The organism is Ectopseudomonas toyotomiensis (genome assembly GCF_900115695.1).
Taxonomy (GTDB): domain Bacteria; phylum Pseudomonadota; class Gammaproteobacteria; order Pseudomonadales; family Pseudomonadaceae; genus Aquipseudomonas; species Aquipseudomonas toyotomiensis.
Window position 1 is genome coordinate 346,108 of sequence record NZ_FOXK01000006.1, and the last position, 25,839, is coordinate 371,946.

General features: G+C 63.0%; 18 protein-coding genes, 2 tRNA genes and 2 pseudogenes. 12 read left to right on the forward strand and 10 right to left on the reverse strand.

Translation table 11 applies throughout. The annotated features are described in order from the left end of the window. Nucleotide 1 precedes the first annotated feature (1 nt). Nucleotides 2-1,639 (forward strand): cyclic peptide export ABC transporter, encoded by a 1,638-nt coding sequence (locus tag BM186_RS14580; RefSeq protein ID WP_074916165.1) that lies wholly within the window; start codon nt 2-4, stop codon nt 1,637-1,639. 11 nt (nt 1,640-1,650) lie between these two features. After that, the gene (locus BM186_RS14585) at nt 1,651-2,433 is read left to right on the forward strand and encodes a thioesterase II family protein (RefSeq protein ID WP_074916167.1); all 783 of its coding nucleotides are present in this window, start codon (nt 1,651-1,653) and stop codon (nt 2,431-2,433) included. Nucleotides 2,434-2,496: 63 nt separating this feature from the next. On the opposite strand, the gene fhuF is transcribed toward BM186_RS14585, so the two are convergent. After that, on the reverse strand, nt 2,497-3,153 hold the full coding sequence (gene fhuF / locus BM186_RS14590; protein ID WP_074916261.1) for a siderophore-iron reductase FhuF: 657 nt from the start codon (nt 3,151-3,153) through the stop codon (nt 2,497-2,499). Between the two features lie 231 nt (nt 3,154-3,384). Between fhuF and BM186_RS14595 the strand changes: the two genes are divergently transcribed. Next, complete coding sequence (locus tag BM186_RS14595; RefSeq protein ID WP_074916169.1) at nt 3,385-5,082, forward strand: ABC transporter ATP-binding protein/permease; 1,698 nt, start codon at nt 3,385-3,387, stop codon at nt 5,080-5,082. A 99-nt stretch (nt 5,083-5,181) separates the two neighbouring features. Here BM186_RS14595 and BM186_RS14600 read toward each other — a convergent pair. From BM186_RS14600 to BM186_RS14610, 3 genes are all read right to left on the reverse strand, one after another. After that, nucleotides 5,182-5,256 (reverse strand) — tRNA-Arg (locus BM186_RS14600). A gap of 76 nt (nt 5,257-5,332) precedes the next feature. Next, the gene (locus BM186_RS14605) at nt 5,333-6,445 is read right to left on the reverse strand and encodes a Leu/Phe/Val dehydrogenase (RefSeq protein WP_074916170.1); all 1,113 of its coding nucleotides are present in this window, start codon (nt 6,443-6,445) and stop codon (nt 5,333-5,335) included. Nucleotides 6,446-6,517: 72 nt separating this feature from the next. Beyond that, nucleotides 6,518-9,985 (reverse strand): indolepyruvate ferredoxin oxidoreductase family protein, encoded by a 3,468-nt coding sequence (locus BM186_RS14610; RefSeq protein ID WP_074916172.1) that lies wholly within the window; start codon nt 9,983-9,985, stop codon nt 6,518-6,520. 198 nt (nt 9,986-10,183) lie between these two features. On the opposite strand from BM186_RS14610, the pseudogene BM186_RS14615 reads away from it, so the two are divergent. After that, nucleotides 10,184-10,651: pseudogene (locus BM186_RS14615) on the forward strand (Lrp/AsnC family transcriptional regulator). A gap of 119 nt (nt 10,652-10,770) precedes the next feature. Here the strand turns inward: BM186_RS14615 and BM186_RS14620 are convergent. Then, nucleotides 10,771-11,727 carry a DMT family transporter gene (locus tag BM186_RS14620; RefSeq protein ID WP_074916175.1) on the reverse strand — a complete coding sequence of 319 codons (957 nt, stop codon included), beginning with the start codon at nt 11,725-11,727 and terminating at the stop codon, nt 10,771-10,773. Nucleotides 11,728-12,005: 278 nt separating this feature from the next. Between BM186_RS14620 and BM186_RS14625 the strand changes: the two genes are divergently transcribed. Further along, a complete protein-coding gene (locus tag BM186_RS14625) occupies nt 12,006-12,266 on the forward strand; it encodes a DUF6316 family protein (protein WP_072425329.1) in 261 nt (86 codons plus the stop codon). A gap of 11 nt (nt 12,267-12,277) precedes the next feature. Here BM186_RS14625 and BM186_RS14630 read toward each other — a convergent pair whose 3' ends face one another. Continuing rightward, the gene (locus BM186_RS14630; protein ID WP_074916177.1) at nt 12,278-13,267 is read right to left on the reverse strand and encodes an alpha/beta fold hydrolase; all 990 of its coding nucleotides are present in this window, start codon (nt 13,265-13,267) and stop codon (nt 12,278-12,280) included. Between the two features lie 196 nt (nt 13,268-13,463). After that, nucleotides 13,464-15,767 (reverse strand): 5-methyltetrahydropteroyltriglutamate--homocysteine S-methyltransferase, encoded by a 2,304-nt coding sequence (metE, locus tag BM186_RS14635; RefSeq protein ID WP_074916179.1) that lies wholly within the window; start codon nt 15,765-15,767, stop codon nt 13,464-13,466. A gap of 168 nt (nt 15,768-15,935) precedes the next feature. Between metE and metR the strand changes: the two genes are divergently transcribed. The 7 genes and pseudogenes from metR to BM186_RS14670 form a co-directional block, all read left to right on the forward strand. Beyond that, nucleotides 15,936-16,853, forward strand: a complete 918-nt coding sequence (gene metR / locus BM186_RS14640; RefSeq protein WP_074916181.1) for a transcriptional regulator MetR — start codon at nt 15,936-15,938, stop codon at nt 16,851-16,853. 311 nt (nt 16,854-17,164) lie between these two features. Continuing rightward, nucleotides 17,165-17,821, forward strand: a complete 657-nt coding sequence (locus BM186_RS14645; protein ID WP_059391420.1) for a TetR/AcrR family transcriptional regulator — start codon at nt 17,165-17,167, stop codon at nt 17,819-17,821. 6 nt (nt 17,822-17,827) lie between these two features. After that, the gene (locus BM186_RS14650; RefSeq protein ID WP_074916183.1) at nt 17,828-18,910 is read left to right on the forward strand and encodes an efflux RND transporter periplasmic adaptor subunit; all 1,083 of its coding nucleotides are present in this window, start codon (nt 17,828-17,830) and stop codon (nt 18,908-18,910) included. 1 nt (nt 18,911) lies between these two features. Next, nucleotides 18,912-22,067, forward strand: a complete 3,156-nt coding sequence (locus BM186_RS14655) for an efflux RND transporter permease subunit (RefSeq protein ID WP_074916185.1) — start codon at nt 18,912-18,914, stop codon at nt 22,065-22,067. A 546-nt stretch (nt 22,068-22,613) separates the two neighbouring features. Further along, nucleotides 22,614-22,889 (forward strand): antitoxin of toxin-antitoxin stability system, encoded by a 276-nt coding sequence (locus tag BM186_RS14660; protein WP_074916187.1) that lies wholly within the window; start codon nt 22,614-22,616, stop codon nt 22,887-22,889. Then, nucleotides 22,889-23,173, forward strand: coding sequence for a type II toxin-antitoxin system RelE/ParE family toxin (locus BM186_RS14665; protein WP_074916189.1), 285 nt, complete (start codon nt 22,889-22,891; stop codon nt 23,171-23,173). Before BM186_RS14660 ends, BM186_RS14665 begins: the two co-directional genes overlap by 1 nt. Nucleotides 23,174-23,340: 167 nt before the next feature. Beyond that, nucleotides 23,341-24,012, forward strand: a pseudogene (locus tag BM186_RS14670) (phage integrase); the annotation flags it as partial. Here the strand turns inward: BM186_RS14670 and BM186_RS14675 are convergent. The 3 genes from BM186_RS14675 to BM186_RS14685 all read right to left on the reverse strand — a co-directional run bounded on the left by BM186_RS14675 (nt 24,009) and on the right by BM186_RS14685 (nt 25,832). After that, the gene (locus tag BM186_RS14675; protein ID WP_074916191.1) at nt 24,009-24,554 is read right to left on the reverse strand and encodes a DUF4124 domain-containing protein; all 546 of its coding nucleotides are present in this window, start codon (nt 24,552-24,554) and stop codon (nt 24,009-24,011) included. The pseudogene BM186_RS14670 and the gene BM186_RS14675 sit on opposite strands and share 4 nt — an antisense overlap. A 200-nt stretch (nt 24,555-24,754) precedes the next feature. Next, nucleotides 24,755-24,844: transfer RNA gene (locus BM186_RS14680), tRNA-Ser, on the reverse strand. Between the two features lie 118 nt (nt 24,845-24,962). Continuing rightward, nucleotides 24,963-25,832 (reverse strand): phosphoribosylaminoimidazolesuccinocarboxamide synthase, encoded by an 870-nt coding sequence (locus BM186_RS14685; protein ID WP_072425347.1) that lies wholly within the window; start codon nt 25,830-25,832, stop codon nt 24,963-24,965. Nucleotides 25,833-25,839 lie beyond the last annotated feature (7 nt).

Sequence of the window (25,839 nt, forward strand, 5' to 3'; positions counted from 1 at the left end):
GATGGATCTGTTACTGCTACTGGCGCGACGTTCCTGGCGCACCCTGCTGATCGCCACCGCCACCGGTCTGGCCTGCGGCCTGGCAGCGGCCGGCCTGATCGCCAACATCAACCACTCCCTGGCCGGCTTCAGCCAGTTGCGCCCGGCCGATGGGCTGCTGTTCGCCGGCCTGGTGGTCCTGGTGGTGAGCACACGCATCGTCTCCGACGTGAGCCTGCTGCGCCTGGGACAAACCGCGATCAGCGACATGCGTCTACACCTGAGCGGCAAGCTGATCGATACGCCCTATCCACGCCTGCAACGCCTGGGCAAGCACCGCCTGTTGGCGATGCTCACCGACGATACGCAGACCATCAGCCAGGCCGTGGAGCTGGTGCCGGTGATGTTGGTCAACAGCGGCATCGTGCTGGCCTGCCTGGCTTATCTGGGCTGGCTCAGCCTGCCGTTGCTGGGCCTGACCGCGGCCCTGATCCTGCTCGGCGCCGCCAGCTTCCACTGGCCCCAGCGCAAGGCCCTGACCTCCATCGGCAAGGCCCGCGAGCTGAAGGATCAGCTATTCGACCAGTACCGCCTGCTCACCGATGGCAGCAAGGAGCTGCAGCTCAACCACTCGCGGCGCCTGCAGTTCTTCGAGCGCCTGCTCTACCCCATCAGCCAGCAGTACCGCCGCGACTTCGTACGCGGCATGAGCATCTACGCCCTGGTGCTCAACTGGGGCAACGGCATCTTCTACCTGCTGATCGGCACGGTGCTGTTCCTGGCGCCCCAGTTCATCGATCTGGGGGCGACGCTGGTGACCGGTTACATCCTCGCCCTGCTGTACATGATCACACCGCTGTCCGAGCTGATGAATGCCCTGCCCATCCTCGGCCGGGCCAGTGTCTCGCTGCGCAAGATCCGCGCACTCGAAGGGCAGTTGGAAGTCACCGGCACCCCGGCCGATACCCTGTCGCCGGCCCGGCACGTGGCACGCTTGCAGTGCCGCGAGGTGCGCCACAGCTATTACCGCGAGGGGGAGGAAGGCCGTTTCACCCTTGGCCCGTTCGACCTCGAACTACGCGCTGGCGAGGTGGTCTTCATCACCGGTGGCAACGGCAGCGGCAAGACCACACTGGCCTTGCTGCTGACCGGGCTCTATCAACCCGAAGGCGGCGACCTGCTGCTCGACGAGCAGGTGTCCGCGAGCACCCAGAATCATCTCTACCGCCAGCATTTCTCGGCGATCTTCACCGACTTCTGCCTGTTCGAGCACCTGCTCGACGGCGATGACCCACAACTGATGCAGCAAGCCCGTGACTACCTGGCGCACCTGCAACTGGCGCACAAGGTCAATATAGAAGGCGGTCGCCTGTCCACCCTCGATCTCTCCACCGGCCAGCGCAAGCGCCTGGCCCTGCTGGCCGCCTACCTCGACGACCGCCCCTGCTACCTGTTCGACGAATGGGCGGCGGATCAGGACCCGGTGTTCAAACGCTTCTTCTACACCAAGATCCTTCCTGATCTGCGCCAGCGTGGAAAACTGGTGATCGTGATCTCCCACGACGACGCCTACTTCCATTTGGCCGATCGTCTGATCAAGGTGGATCAGGGCGCCGTGTCCGAAACCAGCACCGAGCCGCTCGCGGCTGCGGCCTACTGAGGAGACCGGCCATGCATGCCCAGGTTCTGTACGAGCAACGCCCTGCTGACTCGGCATGGATCCAGACCCGCCCACTGCCCGGCGCGCGCCTGCGCCTGTTCTGCTTCCCTTTCGCCGGTGGCAGCGCCGGCAGCTTCATGCCCTGGTTCGCCAAACTGGCGCCGAGCATCCAGCTTTGCGCCATCCAGCTACCAGGACGTGGCGCACGCTTCGGCGAGCCGCCGCTGCACGACTTCGCCCAGTTGCTCGAGCAACTGGGCCAGGTCATCGCCCGTCACGACGACCGCCCCTATGCCTTCTTCGGCCACAGCCTCGGCGCCCTGGTCGCCTTCGAGCTGGCCCATCACTGCGTCAGACGCGGCCTGGCTTCTCCTCGCCATCTGTTCGTCTCGGCCAGCGGCGCGCCGCGCCACCGCGTCGGTGCACCGCGCTACGACCTGCTGAGCGACGGTGAGCTATTGATCAAACTGCGCGACTACGCCGGCACCCCGCCCGAAGTGCTGTCCAATCAGGAACTGATGGCCTTGCTGCTACCGGCCATCCGCGCCGATTTCGCCCTGTTGAGCCGCTACCGCTACCAGCAGCGCCCACGACTCGACGTGCCCATAAGCGTGCTGGCCGGGCATGACGATGCCCATGTGGGTGAGGAAACGCTGCACGACTGGCAGACGGAAACCAGAGCGGGCTGCGAACTGCACGGCTTCGAGGGCGGGCATTTCTTCGCCTTCGAGCAGCCGGATCCGGTGCTGGAGCTGGTAAGGCGTCGGTTGGGGGTTGCCAAGACAGTTTCGTAGCCCGGATGCAATCCGGGAGCAGCCCTCAGGCGCCGGACGATTTCCCGAATTGCCGGAGCGGTACTAGCCCTCGGCCCCGTAGATATAACGCAGATAGCTCGCCTGCTCCGCCTGCGGCAGGCGATGCAACTTCGGGCAGGATTCGCACAGCACCTGCGGCTTGCCGGCTACCGGGGCATGCAACTGGTAGTGCAGGCAGCAATGACGGCGCAAGGGGATGCGAGCACAGACCTCGGGCGCCGGCGAGTCGACCATCCACTGCAGGCTTCTGGGCTTCAGACGTCCCTCAGCCACCACGGCACGCTCCAACCAGCGGTGGGCCTCGGCGAATCCCTCACGCTCCAGGTTGGGGTCGATGCGAGAGAAGGCGCCATCCCAGATAGCGGCGAAGTTACCCCATAGCACCTTCGGCGCCAGCCCACCCCAGGTGGCAATGCTGGTGAACAGCGGTTCCAGATGCTCATGCAGCAGTCGTGCCCAGTAGTCATCGCGCTGCCCGGCGGCCAGTGAGGCCTGCGGCGTCGGCAGCCACAACGCCCGGGGCTGGCCAGCCTCGTGTAACAAGGCGACCTCCCGCTCCCAGAAGGCAATGGCCAGATCACGGGTCAACACCGCCGCCAGCGTGGCTGGCAGCATGATGCTGAGGTAATTCATCGACCATTGGGAGGCGACTGGGGGGCCTTTGATCCCCGGATAGAGCTCGGCGAAACGCTCGAGCATGGGGTACAGCACACTGGTATCGGCCAGGTCGGGCAGCGGTACCGCCGCGCGCCCCTGGCTCTCGACCTGCATCACGCGCTGGATGGGTGGCCATGCTTGGCACAGCCAGTCCGGAAGTTCGATGGCCTGCCTCCGCCGCGTCGGGTCATAACGATGAGAACGATTAGCGTTGATGGTATAGCCGCCCCTCTATAAACTCAACGCGTTTCACGCCGGGCAACTCGAGGCCACATGCAGACATTACGTGATTTCTGGTTGCTCGCCCGGCCGTTCTGGTCCTCTGCCGAAAGACGCCCCGCGTTCCTGCTGCTGTTCGGCACCATCCTGATGAACCTGTGCCTGGTCGGGGTCAACCTGCTCTACAACTTCTGGAACCTGCACTTCTACAATGCCCTGCAGGCGCTGGATTACGACGCCTTCCTGATCGGTGGCGTGCAGTTCCTCTTCCTGCAACTGGGCCTGGCCACCTTCACCGTGGCCGCCTTCCATTTCCAGCAGAAACTCACCCTGCGCTGGCGCCGCTGGGCTACCGAGAACACCCTGCAACTCTGGCTGCAACGCCATCGCTATCTCAAGCTGCAGCTTACGGTTCCGGAAACCGACAACCCCGACCAGCGCATCGCCGACGACATCAACCTGCTCATCACCCTGTCGCTGAAACTCAGCCTGGGCCTGCTGACCGCCCTGCTGTCGCTGTTCTCCTTCCTGCACATCCTCTGGCAGGCGTCGAGCCTGGTGCGCATTCCCTTCGCGGGCGAAGAACTGGTGATCCCCGGCCTGCTGGTATGGGCAGCGCTGCTCTACTCCATCCTCGGCACCGGCGGCGCCTTCTGGCTGGGGCGCGCATTGCCACGTCTGAATTTCATCCAGCAGCGCCGTGAAGCGGATTTTCGCTTCGCCATGATGCGTCTGCGCGAAAACGCCGAAGCCGTGGCCCAGTACCGGGGTGAGAGCGAAGAGCACGCCCGTTTCAGCCAGCGCCTGGGAGCGGCACTGGAGAACTTCTGGTCCCTGGTGAAGCAGCAAAAAATCGTGCTCGGTTACTCCACCTTCTACATGCGCAGCGCCATGATCATCCCCATGTTCATCATGGCGCCCCAGTTCTTCGCCGGCGCCTTCCCCCTGGGCCGCCTGACCCAGCTCAGCGCCGCCTTTGGCGAGGTTCACGAAGCCATGGCCTATCTGGTCAAGGTGTTTCCCGAGGTCGCCGAATGGAAAGCGGTCGTCGATCGTCTGATCGGCTTCCAACGGCGCTTGGGAAGCGTTGGTGATGAGAACGGGGTATGCCTCGAGCACAACTCCGATGGTTTTGAAGTCAAGGACCTGTCGCTATGGCTACCGGAAGGGAGGATGCTGCTCGATGGCTTCGACCTGCATCTGCAGCCGGGCGAAAGTCTACTGATCCGCGCCCCCTCGGGTTTCGGCAAATCCACCATGATCCGCGCCCTCACCGGCGTCTGGAGCCATGCAGCCGGTGTGGCACGCTACGATCTGGGCAACACGCTCACGCTCGCGCAAAAACCCTACCTGCCCCTCGGCACCTTGCGCGACATGCTCTGGTACCCCTCCGCACCGCACCCGGAAGCAGATCCGCGACTGCTCGAGGCGATGCAGCAGTGCGGCCTCGGCCACCTGAGCGAACGACTCGACAGCGAACTGGACTGGTCGCAGACCCTGAGCATCGGCGAACAGCAGCGTTGCGCCTTCGTGCGCGCCCTGTTGCTGCAGCCAAGGATATTGTTCCTGGATGAAAGCAGCTCCGCACTGGATGAAGCGAGCGAAATGAGCTGTTACCGGCAATTGCGCCGTGCTTTGCCGGACGCCATCGTGATCAGCGTCGGGCATCGCGCCTCGCTGGAAGCCCTGCATACCCGCACGCTGGTTCTGCTGCCCGCACAACGCTCGGAACAGGCACTGGAACACGCCTGAACCGGCCCTACGCACTCGCGACACCTGGCTTCGCACCTGACAGGAGGCCATCTACGACAAAGCCGGCTGCAAGAGCCGGCTTTGTGTTGATCAAATCGATGGCGTCCCCTGCTGGAATCGAACCAGCATCTAGCCCTTAGGAGGGGCTTATTCTATCCGTTGAACTAAGGGGACACGGCCGTATTGGCTACGGCCGGGCCGCATCTTAGCGGCGGCGCGCGCATTTGTCATGTCGTGCCCCGCTCAGCGTCTAGCGCTGCCAGCCCTGAGCCACAGCCTTGGCGGCGGTTGCAGCACGCACTGGTTGCAGGCCACCGCGCAAGCGCTCCAACGCCATGCGGTCGGCAATCGCAGTGGTGGTCGCGCCCTCGCGCTCGGCGCGCTGGAATATTTCCGTCAGCGTCGGACCAATCTCTTCGATATGTGCTTTGAGCTGCGCGGCGCTGCCACCAGTGCGCTCGTAGCAGACATCGATGATGCCGCCGGCATTGATCGCGTAGTCCGGCGCATACAGGCACTCACGACGACGCAGCAGCTCGGCCAGACTGGCGTCTGCCAGCTGGTTGTTGGCCGCGCCGGCGATGATTGGCGCGCGCAGGGCTTCCAGCGTTTGCAGGTTGATGATGGCGCCTAGCGCGCACGGCGCGAACACGTCCACATCGAGGCGGTAGATCTCATGCTGGCCGACCGCAGTGGCGCCAAGCTGGCTGACGGCGCGCTGCACGTTGGTCTCGACGATATCCGTCACCCACAGGTGCGCACCGGCTTCCTTGAGCAGCTTGGCCAGGCCGAAACCGACCTGCCCTACGCCCTGGATGGCCACGCGGATGCCGGAGAGATCCTGGCGCCCCAAGCGATGCGCCACGGCCGCCTGAATACCGATGAACACGCCATAGGCGGTCGATGGAGACGGATCACCGTCACGGCTGCCACCGCCGAATGCCTCACGCTGCCCGGCGCCAGCCACGTGGCGAGTGCGCTCGGCCATGATGCGCATCTCGGCCACGCCGGTGCCGGAATCCGCTGCGGTGACGTAGCGCCCGCCGAGGCTGTCGACGAAATCGCCCATGGCCTGGAACAACGCCTCGCTCTTGCCGTGATGCGGGTCGCCGATAATCACCGCCTTGCCGCCACCGAGCGGCAAGCGGGCCAGCGCCGATTTGTAGGTCATGCCGCGCGAGAGGCGCAGCACATCGCGCAGCGCCTCCTCGTCGCTGCTGTAGTTCCACATGCGGCAACCGCCTAGCGCCGGGCCGAGCGTGCTGTCGTGAATGGCGATGATGGCTTTCAGGCCGCTGGCTTTGTCGTGGCCGTAGACCACCTGTTCGTGCTGATCGAAGTCGACGTGAGTGAAGACGGACATCGGGTTACCTCGGATGTAAAAGGCCGCCCCTCTCCGCGTGGGAGAGGGTGGCAAAGGGGATGGGTTTGCGGCTCAGGCTGCCGGTTCGAACAACTGCACCGCGGCGATCTCGCTGACGGTCAACCGCGCCTTGAGCTGCGTCGCCTGCTGACGCGCCTTGGCCAGTGCCGCTTCCTTGACGTGGCCATAACCGCGGATCTGCTCCGGAATCTCGGCCAGCGCCACTGCCGTGCGGTAGTTGTCAGCGTTGAGCTCGGCGAGCAGGTAGGCCACGTTGGCTTCGTATTCCTCGATCAGTTCGCGTTCCAGGCGACGTTCTGCACTGTGACCGAAGGGATCGAGGGCGCTGCCACGCAGGAACTTGAAGCGCGCCAGTACGCTGAACGCCTTGAGCATCCACGGACCGAAGCTGCGCTTGCGCGGCTCACCAGTCACCGCATCGGGCTTGCTCAACCAGCTCGGCGCCAGGTGGAACTGAAGCCGGTAGTCACCTTCGAACTGGGCTTCGAGTTGCTTGCGGAAGGTCGAATCGCTATACAGCCGCGCCACTTCATACTCGTCCTTGTAGGCCAGGAGTTTGAAGTAGTAACGCGCCACGGCCTTGCTAAGGCGCTGCTCGGCATCGGTATCGACCTTGCGTACGCGCTCGACCAGCTCGCGATAGCGCTCGGCATAGGCCGCGCTCTGGTAGGCAGTCAGACGCTGCATACGATCGGCGACGATTTCCTCCAGCGTGCTGCAATGCGGCGCCTCGACCACCTTGGGCGCGGCGACTTTCTCCACCGCGGCCAGGTCATGCGCGGCACGACGCCCCCAGAGAAAAGCCTGCTGATTGAGCTCGATGGCCACGCCATTGAGTTCGATGGCCTTGTTGATGGCCTCGGCAGAGACCGGGACCAGTCCTTTTTGGTATGCATAGCCGAGCATGAACAGGTTGGTGGCGATGCTGTCGCCGAGCAAGCGAGTGGCCAGGCGGGTGGCGTCGACGAAGCGGGTCTTGCCCTCGCCCACCGCCTCGCTGATCGCCTCGCGCATGGCAGCGCCGGGCACCTGGGCGTCCGGATTGCGAGTGAACTCGGCAGTGGCCGCCTCATGGCTGTTGATCACCGCGTGGGCGATCTTGTCGTTGAGCTTGGCCAACGCCTCCTCGCTGGAGGACACCACCAGGTCGCAGCCCAACAGCAGATCGGTCTCCCCGGCGGCGATACGCACGGCGTAGATGTCGCTCTGCTGCGCGGCGATGCGGATGTGGGTGATCACCGGGCCGAATTTCTGCGCCAGGCCAGCCTGGTCGAGCACGGTGCAGCCCTTGCCTTCGATATGCGCAGCCATGCCCAGCAGCGCACCGACGGTGGTCACACCGCTACCGCCGACACCGGGCAGGAGGATGTTCCAGGGGCGACTCAGGGCTGGTTGCTTCGGCTCCGGCAAGGCGATGAACAGCGCGCTCAGGCCAACGGCCTCGGGCTTGCGCAGGCTGCCACCGTGGACGGTGACGAAGCTTGGGCAGAAGCCTTCCAGGCAGCTGAAATCCTTGTTGCAGGCGCTCTGGTCGATCTCGCGCTTGCGCCCCAGCTCGGTTTCCAGCGGCAGCACCGACAGACAGTTGGATTTGACGCTGCAATCACCACAGCCCTCGCACACCGCCGGGTTGATGAAGGCGCGCTTGGCCGGGTCGACCAGCTTGCCGCGCTTGCGCCGACGGCGTTTCTCGGTGGCGCAGGTCTGGTCGTAGAGGATCACCGAAACGCCCTTGAACTCGCGCAGCTCGCGCTGTACGGCGTCCAGCTCGCGGCGGTGATGGAAGGTCACGCCCGGCGCGAAGGTGGCGCGGGTCGGGTACTTGTCCGGCTCGTCGCTGACCAGGGCGATGCGCTTGACGCCTTCGGCATGCACCTGCTGGCTGAGCTGGTCGATACGCAGCTCGCCGTCGATGGGCTGGCCGCCGGTCATGGCCACTGCGTCGTTGTAGAGAATCTTGTAGGTGATGTTGACCCCGGCGGCCACGGCTGCGCGCAGGGCCAGGTGGCCGGAGTGGAAGTAGGTGCCGTCACCGAGGTTCTGGAACACGTGCGGCGTATCGGTGAACGGCGCCTGGCCGATCCAGGTGGCGCCCTCGCCGCCCATCTGGGTGAAGGTGTCGGTGCTGCGGTCCATCCACTGGGTCATATAGTGGCAACCGATGCCGCCGAGGGCGCGGCTGCCTTCCGGCACCTTGGTCGAGCTGTTGTGCGGGCAGCCGGAGCAGAAATGCGGTGTACGTATGGTCTTGTGCTTGGGCGCGGCCAGGGCCTTTTCCTTGGCATCGAGAAAGGCCAGACGCTCCTCAATGGTCGGGCTGCTGTAGATCGGCGCCAGGCGCTTGGCGATCACCCGGGCGATCATCGCCGGAGTCAGCTCGCCGAGGTTCGGCAACAGAGAATTGCCCTGCTCGTCGAACTCGCCGACCACACGCGGACGCTTGCCCACCGGCCAGTTGTAGAGCTGACCGGTGAGCTGGTCTTCAATGATGCTGCGTTTTTCTTCCACTACCAGAATTTCATCCAGACCTTCGGCGAACTGGTGCACCGACACCGGTTCCAGCGGCCAGCTCATGCCCACCTTGAGCACGCGCAAGCCAACCTTGGCGCACAGCGCCTCGTCCAAGCCGAGGTCATCCAGGGCCTGGCGCACATCGAGGTAGGACTTGCCGGTGGTGATGATGCCCAGACGCGGGTTGGGCGAGTCGAGCTTGACCTGGTTGAGGTTGTTGGCCAGGGCGAAGGCGCGCGCGGCATAGATCTTGTAGACATTGAGGCGCTTTTCTTGCGCCAAGGGTGGATCGGGCCAGCGGATGTGCACGCCGTCTTCCGGCAGTTGGAAATCCTCGGGAATCTTCACCTGGATACGCAGCGGGTCGACGTCCACCACGGCCGAGGAATCGACGTTCTCGGCGATGGTCTTCAGCGCCACCCAGCAGCCGCTATAGCGCGACAGCTCCCAGCCGATGATGCCGTAGTCCAGCACTTCCTGGACGTTGGCAGGGTTGAGCACCGGGATCGACGCGGCGATGAACGCATGCTCGCTCTGGTGGGCAATAGTCGAGGACTTGCAGCCATGGTCGTCGCCGGCCAGCAGCAGTACACCGCCGTGCTTGGAAACGCCGGCCGAGTTGCCGTGCTTGAACACGTCGCCACTGCGGTCGACGCCCGGCCCCTTGCCGTACCACATGGCGAACACGCCGTCGTAGCGCGCCCCAGGAAACAGGTTGGCCTGCTGGCTGCCCCACACGGCTGTCGCGCCCAGCTCTTCGTTGACGCCGGGCTGGAAGTGGATGTGGTTTTCCTTGAGGTACTCGCGTGCGTCCCACAGGCTCTTGTCCAGGCCGCCCAGGGGCGAGCCGCGGTAGCCGGAGATGAAGCAGGCGGTATTGAGTCCGAAGGCGGCGTCACGCTGCTTCTGCAGCATGGGCAGGCGGGTGAGCGCCTGAGTGCCGGTCAGATAGAGGTGACCAGTAGCGAGGCGGTATTTGTCATCCAGGCGGATTTCGGCCAGTGACATGGAGCGCTCCTTTTATTTTTATGGCGAGCACGGGGAGCGCGACGGTAGACACGCTCCGTTGAGTCCTGCCGCAGGATCACTGCGACGGATTTGCCTAAATCATGACCGGAGGGTTCCGCTTTTTTCTTTCTATTTTCGAGTATCGAAGGCGATACTTCGCATGATCCTTCCAACAATGACAATAAATTGGAAACAATCATGCAGGACAAGCTCAGCCCCATCGACCGCCGGATTCTCCGCCTGCTGCAACACGATGCCGACCTCTCGGCCGCCGAGGTAGCCGAGAAAGTCGAGCTGTCGCAATCGCCCTGCTGACGACGCATTCATCGCATGCAGGAAGAAGGGCTGATCGAGCGCAAGGTCGCCCTGCTCAATCACAAGCGCCTGGGCTTCGGCATCACGGTGTTCGTCGACATCAAGCTGTCGGCCCACGGCCGCGGCAATCTGGATGAGTTCGAGCAGGCCGTGGTCGGCTACCCGCAGGTGCTGGAGTGCTACAGCATGGCCGGCGGGTCGGACTACCTGCTCAAGGTGGTAGCCAAGGACATCGCCGATTACGAGCGTTTCCTGCGCGACCACCTGCTGCAACGCCCGCACGTGCACGAAGCGCACTCGCATATCGCCATGAGCGAGGTCAAACGCACCACCGAGCTGCCGCTGGATTGAACCCTGCCCTGCAGGAAACACATGCGTAGGGTGCGCCGCGCGCACCGGGATACCGGCGCCAGCGTCACAGGTGCGCACGGCGCACCCTACAAGAGACGCACAGCCTTAAATGATCGGCATCAGGCCAGGCGCCTGCCCTTGCGCGCCCGCATTGCGGCCATCAGCGATGGGCCGAGCGCGGTGAGCGCCGAGCCCAGCACCACCACCACGGCGCCGGCGTAGGCGATCCAGTTGACCTGCTCGGGCAGCACGCGGTCCGGCCACCAGGTCGAGGCCAGGGCCACGGAGACGAAGGTCACCAGCGGTGTCAGCGCCAGGGTCGCGCTGACCCGCGAGGCTTCCCAATGCGCCAGTGCCTCGGCGAAAGCGCCGTAGGCGACCAAGGTATTCAGGCAGCAGGCCAACAGCAGCCAGCCCTGCAGCGGGCTCAACTCCAGTACCTGCATTGGCTGTGCCCAAGGTGTCAGCAGCAGCGCACACGCCAGGTAGATGACCATCATCACCTGCACCGAATTCCACGCCGTCAGCAGTTGCTTCTGCGCCAGGCCGTAGAAGGTCCAGACGAAGGCTGCCGCCAGCACGGTCAGCACCCCGGTGGTGTAGGCGGTCAGCGAGGTCAGCAGCTCACCCAGGCGCTGATTGAAGAACAGGCCGAAGCCCAGCAGCATGACCATCAGGCCAAGCGCCTGGCCCAGGCTGAAGCGCTCGCGGAAGACGAACAGACTGCTGATCAACAAGAGTATCGGCGCCACCTGGATCACCAGTTGCGTGGTCCCGGGGCTGAGCAGGTTGAGCCCGACCAGATACAGCACGTAGTTGGCCGTCAGCCCGCCGATGGCCAACGCCAGCAGCCAACCACCCTTGCGTCCCAGCGGCCGAAAACGCGGTAACCGGCGACTCGCAGCGAGATAGGCAAATAGCAGAGAACCGGCCACGGCCAGGCGATACCAGGTGACCGTTACCGGGTCCATCACCTGCAGGACTTCTTTCAGCTTGATTGGCAGGATGCCCCAGAGCACGGAGGTGATCAGGGCGAGCAGCAGGCCGTACATCCAACGGCCGGAAGAAATGTGCATGGCAACCTCTGGCAGGCGGCCAACAGAGCATGTCGACCGCAGCAGAGCATTCTAGGAGAGGCATGCACACCTACACAGCGACAGTTCAGCCCGGTTGCCGAGCGAAACTGTACTGCTCAGCATCGGCAGGACGCCAGCCGACCGGCGCCAATAATCCATAAAATCCGCCAAAAGACGCTAACAGGCTGCCAAAATCTACCATCTGTCGTTTTGCCAAGCATGTCGCATTGACCACAGTAGACTCAGATTATCCAGAACCTGCAGATGGAGCTCTCACCATGTTCGGCCAACGCGATATCGACCCCCAACCGGGCACGCATTACCGCAGTTCACGCCTGAGCGCCGTCAACGGCCAATACTTCTTCGCCACTCGCGAAGGCACGCTGGAAGGCCCCTTTATCTCCCGCCATGACGCCGAGCAGAGCATCACGCGCTATATCGAGCGCATGACCATGGCCGACAAACTGCTACGCCACAGCAGCGAGCACATCGACAATCTGCAGCGCCGCGAAGCGATCAAGCACAATCAGGAGCTTTGAGCGCTCACCCATTACAGATGCGCCAGGCCCAAGTCGCCCCGATGCGCTGCGAGATGCGGCAACACCGCGGCCAGCAGAGGCTCCTTGAAGGCATCCTGAAAGCGATGCGCCAGGCCTGGAATCAACTTGAGCTCTGCACCCTTGATATGCGCCGCCACGTGTACGCCATGCATCACCGGCAGTAACGGATCGGCCGTACCGTGCACCACCAGCGTCGGTACTTTCAGACGATTGAGCAGCTCGACCCGACTCGACTCGGCAAGAATCGCCAGCAGCTGACGCTGCACCCCTTCGGGATTGAAGGCGCGGTCATAAGCCTGTTCGGCCTGATGCAGGAGCAAAGCACGATCATCATGCACCGTCGGGCTACCGAGGGCCGCGAGCAAATCTGCCTGCTGTTGCAGCGCAGCCTCGCGACTCACTGCCTCGCGCCTTGCCAGCAGCGCCACCAGCGCATCGCTGGGTGCAGGCAACCCTTGAGCACTCGAGCTGGTCATCACCAGCGTCAGACTGAGAACGCGCTGCGGCGCCAGATCGGCCAAGTGCTGGGCGATCATGCCGCCCATGCTCGCGCCCAGTACATGGAAGTTGTCGACGCCCAGACGGTCCATCAATCCCAGGGCATCGCCAGCCATGTCGCGCAGGTGATACGGCGCGCCAAGCGACAGGCCCAGGCGATAGCGCAGCACTTCATAAGGTAGGTTGATGCTTGGCGCTGGTCGCCGCCAGGTGCTCAGCCCCACGTCACGATTGTCGAAGCGCACGACGCGAAAACCCTGCTGACACAGGCGCTCGACCACCTCGTCAGGCCAGTGGATCAACTGTCCGCCCAGCCCCATCACCAGCAGCAGCGTCGGGTCGCGCTCGCTGCCGATGCTTTGATAAGCCAGACGCACCTCACCGACATCCGCATAACGGGTCGGCTCGGACAGGTCGCAACGATTGGCCGCAAAAGACGGCAAGCCGCAAAGCAACGCGGCCAGGAAAATTAATGCACGCATGGAAACACCAGAAACGCAGAACCCCACTGAAACGCGAGTCTGATGAAAGTCGTTCGACGGCGCTGCCACACAAGCGTGACAGTTTGATGAAGGGGGACGAACGGTTGCCCGAGTGGTGACCAGAGGTAGGATCCAGAGCGTCGCGAACGCCCCTCACTTACCTGTGAAAGGGGCTTCAGCCGCGACCACCGGGGAATCAGGCCAGCTCGGTGCGCAACTGCCTGGCGGCGGCCACCATGTTCACCAAGGCTGCCTCGGTTTCCGGCCAGGCGCGGGTTTTCAAACCACAGTCGGGGTTGACCCACAGGCGCTCGAGCGGGATACGCCGCGCTGCCTTGCGCAACAGCCCGGCCATCTCGGCGCTGTCAGGCACACGTGGCGAGTGGATGTCATAGACCCCCGGGCCGATTTCGCTGGGATAGTCGAAGCGCTCGAACGCCTCCAGCAACTCCATATCCGAACGCGACGTCTCGATGGTGATCACGTCGGCATCCATCGCCGCAATGGACTCGATCACATCGTTGAACTCGCTGTAGCACATGTGGGTATGGATCTGCGTCTCGTCACGCACACCGCTGGCGGTCAGGCGGAAGGCCTCGGTGGCCCAGTCCAGGTAGTGCTGCCAGGCGGCCTGGCGTAACGGCAGCCCTTCGCGAAACGCCGCCTCGTCGATCTGGATGATCTTGATGCCGGCTGCCTCCAGGTTCACCACCTCGTCACGAATCGCCAGCGCCAGTTGCCGCGCCTGCACTTCGCGGGACACGTCCTCACGCGGGAAGGACCACATCAGCATGGTCACCGGGCCGGTCAGCATGCCCTTCATGACCTTGTCGGTCAGGCCCTGGGCGTAAGTGATCCACTCCACGGTCATGGCCTGCGGGCGGCTCAGATCACCGACTATTACCGCCGGTTTGACGCAACGTGAGCCGTAGCTCTGCACCCAGCCGAAGCGGGTGAATGCATAACCATCGAGTTGCTCGGCGAAGTACTCGACCATGTCATTGCGCTCGGCCTCGCCATGCACCAGCACGTCCAGGCCCAGACGCTCCTGCACCTGCACCGCATGGCGAATTTCGCTGTGCATGGCCTCGGTGTACTCGGCCGCACTCAGCTTGCCCTGCTTGAACGACTGTCGCGCCAGGCGAATCGCCGAGGTCTGCGGGAAGGAGCCGATGGTGGTGGTCGGCAACAATGGCAGTTGCAGGCACTCACGCTGCTGTTCGATGCGCTCGGCGAACGGCGACTGGCGCTGGGCATGACGCGGACGAATCGCCGCCAGGCGCGCCTGTACCTCAGGCTTGTGAATACGTTTTGAAGCTGCGCGAGCGGCCTGTACTGAGCGGCTCGCTTGCAAAGCGGCTTGCACAGAGGCGTCCTCCGGCGCCTCCAGGGCCTTACCGAGCAACGCGACCTCCTGGCATTTCTGCACGGCAAAGGCCAGCCAGCCTTTCAGCTCGGCATCGAGCTGGTCTTCACGAGCCAGGTCCACCGGGCTGTGCAACAGCGAGCAGGACGGCGCCACCCACAACCGCTCGCCCAGGCGTTCGTGAGCGTGACGCAGCACCTCGAGTACCTTCTCCAGATCGCAACGCCAGACGTTGCGCCCGTTGACCACGCCCAGCGACAACACTTTATAAGCTGGCAGGCGATCGAGAATGGTCGGGTACTGCTCCGGGGCACGCACCAGGTCGATATGCAGGCCGTCTACCGGCAGGTTGGCAGCCAGCCCCAGGTTGTCTTCCAGGCCGCCAAAATAGGTGGTGATCAGCTTCCTGCACGGCTCGCGCTGAATCAGGTTGTAGGCGCGCTCGAAGGCGTTCTTCCACGCTTGCGGCAAATCCAGCACCAGGATCGGTTCATCGATCTGCACCCACTCCACGCCCTGCGCCGCCAAACGCTGGAAGATCTCGCCATAGACCGGCAGCAGGCTTTCAAGTAACTCAAGCTTGTCAAAGTCGCCACCCTTGGCCTTGCCCAGCCATAGATAAGTCAGCGGGCCGATCAGCACCGGCTTGACGTTGTGACCGAGGGCATGCGCCTCAGCCACCTCCTCGAACAGCTGCTCCCAGCTCAGGGCGAACTGTTGATCCGCACTAAATTCCGGCACCAGGTAGTGGTAGTTGGTATCGAACCACTTGGTCATTTCCTGCGCGTGGGCACCACCGCAGCAACTGCCGCTGCTCTTGGTCGCAACGGCCCCACGGGCCATGGCGAACAAGGTATCCAGCGTCGGCTTGCCGGCGGCCGGGCGAAAGCGCTCAGGAATCACTCCGAAGGCCAGCGAATGAGCGAGCACCTGGTCGTACCAGGCGAAGTCGCCCACCGGCAGCAGGTCGATACCGGCATCCTTCTGCAATTGCCAGTGCTCGGCGCGCAGACGCTGGCCGACGGCACGCAGGCCGGCTTCGTCCAGCTCACCTTTCCAGCGGGCTTCGAGGGCTTTTTTCAGTTCGCGGTCGCGGCCAATGCGCGGAAAACCGAGGGAATGGGACAGGGCCATGTCGTGAAACTCCAGAATCAATCGAGATGGCGCCATTCTCGGCATCGATACCGAGTGAGACAAACTCAAGATTTTCGCCTTGATCTATAGAATTACTCATGTAGGCTGTATGAACCATTTTCATCCAGCCCTGGCATTGGATGAGCGAAACCTTCGTAGAGACCCGCCATGCTCGAGCTGCGCCACCTGAAAACCCTGCACGCCCTGCGCGAAACCGACAGCCTGGTGGAAGCCGCCGAACGCCTGCACCTGACCCAGTCAGCGCTGTCGCACCAGTTCAAGGAGCTGGAAGAGCGCCTCGGCCTGCAGCTGTTCGTGCGCAAGACCAAACCCGTGCGCTTCACCAGCGCCGGCCTGCGTCTGCTGCAACTGGCCGACGCCACCCTGCCCCTTCTGCGCGGCGCCGAGCGTGATTTGGCGCGCCTGGCCGGTGGCACCGCTGGCCGCTTGCACATGGCCATCGAGTGCCACAGCTGCTTCCAGTGGCTGATGCCGACCATCGACCAGTTTCGCGACGCCTGGCCGGAGGTGGAGCTGGACCTGGCCTCGGGCTTCTCCTTCGCCCCGCTGCCGGCCCTGGCCCGAGGCGATCTGGACCTGGTGGTGACTTCGGATCCCATCGAGCTGGCCGGCATCACCTATGTGCCACTGTTCACCTACGAGGCCATGCTCGCCGTCGCCAATCAGCACCGCCTGGCGCACAAGGCCTACATCCAGCCTCAGGATTTGGCCACGGAAACCCTGATCACCTACCCGGTGGAACGCGACCGTCTGGATATCTTCACGCGTTTTCTCGAACCCAACGATATCGAGCCGGCCCAGGTGCGCACCTCCGAACTGACGGTGATGATGATGCAGCTGGTGGCCAGCGGCCGTGGCGTGTGTGGCCTGCCCAACTGGGCGCTGCACGAGTACAGCTCGCGCGGCTACGTCAGCGCCAAGCGCCTGGGCGAAAAAGGGCTGTTCGCCACGCTCTACGCGGCGATTCGCACCGATATGCTCGACGCGCCATTCATGCGCGACTTCCTGCTCACCGCCAAGGACACCTCCTTCGCCAGCCTCGAAGGCGTCAGCGTGGCGCGCTGAGCGTCGCCACATGGGGCGGGGATCGAGCAAATGTCGTAGGGCGGGTTAGCCGCCTGCCACCTTCCGCAATCCCCCCTGCAATGTCTGTCGCGGCGTAACCCGCCATCGGCGCAACGCGTTTCATCGCCTGGGGGTTAGAAGCTTCGCCCCGGGGCGGGGTTCCTACACTCATGTATCCCCTGAGGCCGCCGCGCCTCACGGCGAATGAGGAGTGAACGGCTACCCGCCAATTGCCTTGTTACAACTCCCGTCTTGCCGCATCGTGACCAACAGTCATAGAATGACCACCGGTCACGAAAACCGGAACCGTCATGCGCTACCAGGATCAACTCTTCCAGCAACGGGAAAACGCCCTGCTGCAATCCGCTCGCCAGCTGTTTCAGGAGCAATCCTGGGATCGCGTCACCATCGCCGAAGTGGCGCGTCACGCCGGCATCGGCAAGGGCACGGTGTACAAGCACTTTTCCAGCAAGGAGGCGCTCTACGCGCGTCTGGTGCTGGACTGCTCGCGCCAGCATCTGAGCGAACTGCGTGAGACCGCAAACCAGGCGCCGCCTCGCGAAGCCATGCGCCATGTGATTCGTCGCGCCTTCGAACAACTGCTGGCCGACCCACTGCAAGCCCAACTCTGCCTGCTGTGCGACCGCCCCGCCTTCCAGGAACGCCTGGACGCGCCCTACCGTGAACAGTTCCTCGAGCTGGAAGGTCAGTACATGGCGCTGTTCAACCAACTGCTGCAAGGCAGCTTCAGCGAACTGCAACTCTCCCCCACTGATTGCCAACGCCTGCTGTGGGGTGTGGAGGCTTGCGTCAACGGCGTGATGGCCCGTATCGCCTCCGGCGGCTTCGCCCATTGGGCCGAACCCATCGAGCTGGACGCCTATTTCCAGCGCGTCACCGATTTCATCATTGCCGGCCTGCAAGGCCAGGCCGCCGCGCTGCACGCAGCGCCTGTACTCAGCGAGTAAACCCACATGTTCGCCCAACTCAGCAAGCGTCCCTGGATCATCGCCGTCGTCATCGCCGTCCTGCTGCTGGCCTGGCTGTTCAGCGGCGATCGTTTCGTCGCTCGCGACTATGTCGAGCCCGACCAACCCGCCACCACCAACGATCTGGCACGCGTCGAAATTCAATGGCTGGAAGCGCAACCCATGCAGCGCCAGCATGTGGTGCAGGGGCAGATCGAAGCCTGGCGCCGCGTGGAACTGCGCGCCCAGGTCAGTGGCAGCGTGCAGAACCTGGATCAGGACAAGGGCAACCGCGTCGCGGCCGATCAGTTGCTGCTGAGCATTTCGCCTGACGACCGCCCAGCCCAGGTCGCGCGCAGCGAGGCCGATGTGCGCCAGCGCCAGAGCGACGTCACTGCCGCCAAGCGCCTGCGCGAACGCAGCCTGGTGTCGGCCAACGAGCTGATGCGCCTGGAAAGCGAACTGGCCAAGGCCCGCGCCGAACTCGACAGCGCCCGCCTGCAGCAGCGCAACACCAAGATCAAGGCACCGTTTGCCGGTATCTACGACCAGCGCATGGTCGAACTGGGCGATTTCGTCCAGCCCGGCCAGAGCCTGCTGACCCTGGTGGATATCGACCGCCTCAAGGTCAGCGCGCAGATCGCCCAGCAGCAGGTCACCCAGCTCGAACTGGGCCAACCGGTAAAAGTTGAACTGCTCGACGGCCGCACGCTGCAAGGTGAACTGCACTTTATCGCCGCCGCCGCCGACCCCGGCTCGCGCAGCTTCCGCATCGAGGTCAAGGTGGACAACCCGGACGGCCTGCGTCTGGCCGGCGCCAGCGCCACCCTGCACATCCAGACCGGCGAAGCCATGGCCCATCGCCTGTCCCCTGCCCTGCTCAGCCTGGACGAAACCGGCCGCCACGGCGTCAAGTGGGTCAACGAGGCGCAGCGCGTGGAGTTCACCCCAGTGCAACTGATCAGCGTCGACAACCAGGGCGCCTGGGTCAGCGGCCTGCCGCCGAAGGTGGCGTTGATCACCCTCGGCCAGGGCTTCGTCCAGCCCGGTCAGCAGGTACGCACGCAACTCGCGGCCGAGGGCAGTTGAGATGCACGCACTGATCGCTGCCGCACTCGACCGTAGCCGTACCACCATCCTGGTCCTGCTGTTCCTGCTCTGCGGCGGGCTGGTGGCCTACATCGCCATGCCCAAGGAATCCAACCCGGACGTAGTCATTCCCATCATCTATGTTTCGGTGACCCTCGAAGGCATCAGCCCGGAAGACGGCGAGCGCCTGCTGGTGCGCCCCCTGGAGCAGGAGTTGCGCAGCCTGGAGGGCGTCAAGGAAATGCGCTCGGTATCCAGCGAAGGACACGCCTCGGTGACCCTGGAGTTCGACGCCGGCTTCGACGCCAAGGTGGCACTGGCCGACGTGCGCGAGAAGGTCGATACCGCCCGAAGCAAGCTGCCTGAAGAGGCCGACGAGCCGACTGTCACCGAGGTCAACGTGGCGCTGTTCCCGGTCTTGTCGGTGGGGCTGTCCGGGCCGATTGCCGAGACCGAGCTGGTGTACATCGCCCGGCGCCTGAAGGAGAACATCGAAGGCATCGCCGAAGTGCTGTCGGTGGAGATCGGCGGTGACCGCGAAGACCTGCTGGAAATCGTCGTCGACCCGCAGGTACTCGACAGCTACGGCATCGACTACAACGAGCTGTTCAATCTGGTCAGCCGCAACAACCGCCTGGTCGCTGCCGGCAGCCTGGATACCGGCGCAGGCCGCATGAGCATGAAGGTGCCCGGCGTTATCGAAGACCTTGAAGACGTGATGCGCATGCCGATCAAGGTGGTCGGTGACAGCGTGGTCACCTTCGCCGACGTCGCCACCATTCGCCGCACCTTCAAGGACCCCACCGGCTTCGCCCGCATCAACGGCCAGCCGGCCATCGTGCTGGAAGTGGCCAAGCGCAGCGGCGCCAACATCATCGAGACCATCGACCAGGTCAAGGCGCTGATGGAGCAGGCCAAACCCCTGCTGCCGCCGGGCGTTGAAGTCAGCTACATCATGGATCAGTCGCAGGAAGTGCAGAGCATGCTCGGCGACCTGCTCAACAACGTACTCACCGCCATCGTTCTAGTGCTGATCCTGGTGGTGGCGAGCATGGGCATGCGTTCGGCGCTGCTGGTCGGCCTGACCATTCCCGGCGCCTTCCTCAGCGGCATCCTGCTGATCTGGATGCTCGGCTTCACCCTCAACATCGTCGTGCTGTTCAGCCTGATCCTGGTGGCCGGCATGCTGGTCGACGGCGCCATCGTCGTCTCCGAGCTGGCCGACCGCTACCTGCATCAGGGGCAGACGCCCCGTCAGGCCTGGGCCAACGCGGCCACGCGGATGGCCTGGCCGGTGATCGCCTCCACCGCCACCACCCTGGTGGTGTTCCTGCCGCTGCTGTTCTGGCCCGGGGTGGTCGGCCAGTTCATGAAGTACCTGCCGGCCACGGTGATTCTCTGCCTGCTGGCCTCGCTGGCCATGGCCCTGATATTTCTGCCGGTGCTCGGCGCCGTCACCGGCGGTCAGGCACGCCCACAGGCCCCCAGCGCCAGCCGCGCCGGCAACGCCTACCGCAATCTGCTGGTGGTGCTGCTCAAGCGCCCGGGCCTGACCCTGCTCGGCATGCTGGCGCTGATCGCGCTGATCTACGTCGGCTATGGCCGCTTCAATCATGGCGTGGAGTTCTTCCCCGACGTCGAGCCGGAAAGCGCGCAGATCTGGCTGCGCGCACGCGGCGATCTATCTGTGCAGGAGAAGGACGCCCTGCTCCAGCAGGTGGAAAAGCAAGTAATCGGCATGCGTGAGGTAAAAGCGCTGTATGCGCGCTCCCTGGCCCAGCCGGAAGGCCAGCAAGGCCAGCTCGGCGCAGACGTGATCGGCACCCTGCAATTCCAGTTCGTCGACTGGCACCAGCGCCGCCCGGCCAAGGACATCCTCGCCGAAATGAGCCAGCGCACCGCCGGTATTCCCGGCGTGGTGCTGGAGTTCCGCAAGCAGGAACAAGGCCCCACCGACGGCAAGCCGGTGAAACTGCAGATCAGCTCGCTGGACCCGGCACTGGGCGAGCAGTGGGTCGAGCGTATCCGCGGGGAAATGACGCGGCTCGGCGGCTTCGCCGATATCGAGGACGACCGCGCCCTGCCCGGCATCGAATGGCGGATCAAGGTCGACCGCGAGGCCGCCGCGCGCTTCGGCGCGGACGTACTCAGCGTCGGCAACGCGGTGCAGATGATCACCAACGGCCTGAAACTGGCGACCTACCGCCCCGAGGATGCCACCGACGAAGTGGACATCCGTGTGCGCCTGCCCGGTAACTGGCGCTCGCTCGACCAGCTCGGCCGCCTGACGCTCAACACAGCGGCCGGCCAGGTACCGCTGAGCAACTTCGTCGACCTGCAGCCTGCGCCCAAGGTCGGCACCCTGCGCCGCGTCGATGGTGACCGCACCATCACCCTGCAGGCCGACCTGGCCGAAGGTGCGCGCCTGGACGAACGCCTCAAGGCGTTGCGCGAAGCGCTCGGCGATGTACCGGCCGAGGTCAAGGTGACGTTCGCCGGCGAGGATGCCGACCAGCGCGAGGCGGCCACCTTCCTGATGTCCGCCTTCGTCGTCGCCATCTTCCTCATGGCGATTATCCTGGTGACACAGTTCAACAGCCTCTACCAGGCGGCGCTGGTGCTGTCAGCCATCGTCCTCTCCACCGCCGGCGTGCTGATGGGTCTGCTGGTCAATGGTCAATCGTTCGGCATCGTCATGGTCGGCATGGGCCTGATCGCCCTGGCCGGCATCGTGGTGAACAACAACATCATCCTGATCGACACCTACAACCAGTTGCGTCGCCAGGGCCTGGAACCGCGTGAAGCGGCGCTGGAAACCGGTAGCCTGCGCCTGCGTCCAGTGTTGCTGACGGCCGTGACCACCATCCTCGGCCTGATGCCTATGGTGCTCAGCATCAACGTCGACCTGGTGACCCCGAGCCTCGGCTTCGGCGCCCCCTCGACACAGTGGTGGACGCAGCTATCCAGCGCCATCGCTGGCGGCCTGGCCTTCGCCACGGTGCTGACCCTGCTGCTGACGCCCTGCATGCTGGTGCTCGGCGCCCGCTTCGAGCGGCGTCCACCGCCGCTGGAGACCTACGACACCGACCTGCTCGACCTGCCGGAGCACCTGATCGCCACCAAGCCCGACAGGACGCACCTACAGCGCAGCGACTGATACTGGAGTCCGCCTGGCAGGGGCAACATGGCAAAACGCCAGATATCGCCTAGGCTAACCAACAACGGTGCTTAGGGCGGGAATGGAAAGGCAGCAGGGATGCTTTTAACAGACAGCAGACGCGCAAGGCGTCTTGCAGAAACGACAAAGCCCTCTCTCGGAGGGCTTTGTCTTTTCCGCTCGCCTCGCATAGGCCAGCGCAAGCAATGAACACCGAGCTAACGAAGTGTATGGGGTCGGCATCCTGCCTGTTGATCACTTCGTTAGCCCGGTGACCGGAGAGTAGTTCAGGCGGTGGCGTTGTGCCAAGCCTCAATTACGCGGCGTGTTTCACAGAGCGGAGTGCTCCCCTGGCAGCTCTGGCACTTCGAACTTCCCCAGAATATTCGCGTGATGGCAAATATCGTGACGCTTGAAACTATCACTCACAACGCCCTGAGCTAGAGACAAAGATGATGACTCATGCTTTCCAGTGCAGCGAGCATTGCTTAGCATGCATACAACGTATATACGTTGTAGTTACAAATCGACCGATAGGTGACGACCATGGCCAAAGAAGCCGTTTTCAACCTGAAGCTTGAGTCTGAACTGCGCGAAGACTTCATGGCAGCCGCTCAAGCGGCACACCAGCCGGCCTCCCAGGTTATGCGCGACCTCATGCGCGACTACATTCGCCAGCAGCAACAGGCCAAAGAGCATGATGAGTTCGTGCAACGCAAGGTCGCTGCCGCCAGGGCATCGGTAGACGCTGGTCGTGGCCGCTCCGATGATGATGTAGAAGCTGAATTCGCCGCTCGCCGGGCCAAGGCTCTGGGTCACTGATGCAGGTTATTTGGACACCTGAGGCCCTGCAGGACCGTCTGGATATCTGGGAATACATCGCCACTGAAAACCCTCGTGCTGCCGTACATATGGACGAGCTATTCAGTGCTGCTGCCGCCAGTCTGGCTGACTTTCCAGATAAGGGCAGGCTGGGAACGGTAGTAGGTACTCGCGAGCTGATCCCCCACGAAAACTACCACCTCGTCTATCAGGCTGAGCATGATGCGGTCTGGATTCTTGCCCTGGCGCACGTCGCCAGGATGTGGCCACCGGTTCAGAGCTAGCTGCAGTCCCCAGCCGCTTTCTATACTTCTTCGACACCTTGCATGCCGTAGAAAGCAAAAACCCCCGAAGCTCTGGGAGCTTCAGGGGCTTTGGCTTGGATATGGCGGGAAGATAGGGATTTGAACGCTGCTTACTGCACGCCCACACCGCTCCAAGCACAGCTACAGGTGCCAACCCTAAGACCTTAAACAATCGCCTCGGCTACCTGCGCTCCGTCTTCAACGTGCTGCATCAGCTAGGCGATATTGACTATGCGAACCCGCTGGCGCGCGTCCGCCCTCTCCGCCTGCAGGAAAAGGAACTTTCGTACCTGACAGATGAGCAAGTTACGCACCTTTTCCAGACCATCCATGATCGATGCAAGACACCTCACGTCGCCATGGTTGCGGCTATTTGCTTAGCTACTGGGGCACGCTGGGGAGAAGCACAGGCACTAACACCGGGCAGGGTCAGAGGTGGGCTGGTCACATTCATCAACACCAAAGGCAAGCGTGTTAGGGCCGTTCCGATAGACGCCACGCTAGAAGCTCGAATTCAAGACCACTTTAAGCGGCACGGCTTGTTCAGCAACTGCCTCAACAGCTTTGACAAGACCCTCGGCGCATCAAAAATACCTATGCCTGCTGGCCAGTCATCCCACGTGCTGCGGCATACATTCGCCAGTCGTTTCGTGATGAACGGTGGAAACATACTGACCTTGCAGAAGATCCTGGGTCACACGTCACTGGCCATGACAATGCGCTACGCACACTTGGCACCGGATCATTTGCAGGATGCTCTGCGCTTTGGGCCTATTGCTGATTTTGAACAGTTTTTCAGAGAGTGGCCGAGCGCTTAGGGTTTTTGCGCACGTTTAGCCCCTTCTTTGAACGCTTCTTTGAATGCCTCTGCCATCAAGCCTGAGCAAACCAAAATACCGGCACCTTTAGAAAGGCACTCATAATTTTTCTGATCCTCGCCTGAGCTTGTAATGCAGTCCTGCATGGTTATCTGCTTATTAACGTCATCCAGACCTTTTATGCCTTTGTCATACTCAGCTGCTGATGCCTGTCCGGATTGCTTCTTCTCTCTCGCAATGCCCTTCAGGTTATCGATATCGATAGCAGTCCAACGCATAGCGCTGCTGCACATTTCTTTTTTCGATGACTGAGCTGAGGCAGTGGGTTTGCTTTCTGAAGACGCAGCTTCCGTCTGCGTAGCAGGTCGATCGTCACCAACATAGCCTTGGTTGATCTTTACCGGCTCGACGTTTGGCTGGGCAACTGGGGGCTGGGTGCTGAAGTGTTTTTGGCCTTTCTCATCAACCCATTGGTAGATCTGAGCTTGGGCTGTCGTAGCCGCACACAGAAGCAAAAGAGGAAGCAGTTTGCGACAGAGCATCCGTAAGTCCTTTTATGATGAGTAGGGACAATCTAGAGATTCGACATCCGGCGGCCAAGCATCCTACAGGTCGTTTACCTGTTCAATCTCAGGCAGACATTTTACCTGCTCTCGCTTTCGACACTTCTTCGACACTTGCCCAGCCTGAAACGAAAAAGCCCCCGAAACTCTATGAATTTCAGGGGCTTAGACTTGCAATATGGCGGGAAGATAGGGATTTGAACCCTAGGTGCCATTGCTGACACAACGGATTTCGAATCCGTCCCGTTCGACCACTCCGGCATCTTCCCAAGCGGCGCGAATCATAACAGCTGAATGCGCTTTGGCGAAGCTTATTTTGAAAATTTTTCGTGTTCTATCAGGCGCTTGTGAAAAAGCCGGGGGCTGCCCGGCCTTCTCTCGCAGGGCTCAGGCAGTCAGGCGGGTCAGCGCTTCGCGGTACTTGTCAGCGGTTTTCTGCGCGACATCTGCCGGTACGGCCGGGGCCGGGGCTTGCTTGTTCCAGCCGGTGGATTCCAGCCAGTCGCGCACGAACTGCTTATCGAAGCTCGGCGGGTTGCTGCCTTCGGCGTAGCTGTCGGCCGGCCAGAAGCGACTGGAGTCCGGGGTCAGCACTTCGTCCATCAGGGTCAGGGTGCCGTCTTCGTCCAGGCCGAATTCGAACTTGGTGTCGGCAATGATGATCCCGCGGGTAGCGGCGTACTCGACAGCCGTGGTGTACAGCTTGATCGCCGTGTCACGCACCTGGGCAGCCAGTTCGGCGCCGATGATGGCTTCGCACTGCTCGAAGCTGATGTTCTCGTCATGATCGCCCACGGCGGCCTTGGTCGAGGGGGTGAAGATCGGTTGCGGCAGTTTGGCCGCTTCCTTCAGGCCAGCCGGCAGGGCGATGCCGCAGACGGTGCCGCTCTTCTGGTATTCCTTCCAGCCGGAGCCGACGATGTAGCCACGCACGATGGCTTCCACGGCGACCGGCTTGAGGCGCTTGGCGACGACTGCACGGCCTTCGACCAGTGGCAGCTCGGCGGCGGACACGACGTCCTCGACCTTGTCACCGGTGAAGTGGTTGGGCACCACGCCAGCCAGCTTGTCGAACCAGAAGTTGGAGATGGCGGTGAGGATCTTGCCCTTCTCCGGAATCGGTTGTTCGAGGATGACGTCGAATGCCGACAGACGATCGGTGGCCACCATCAGCATGCGCTTGTCGTCGATTTCGTAGAGGTCGCGGACCTTGCCCGAGTAGATCTTCTTCAGGCTCAGGGTGGTGGGTGTGCTCATGTCGGCA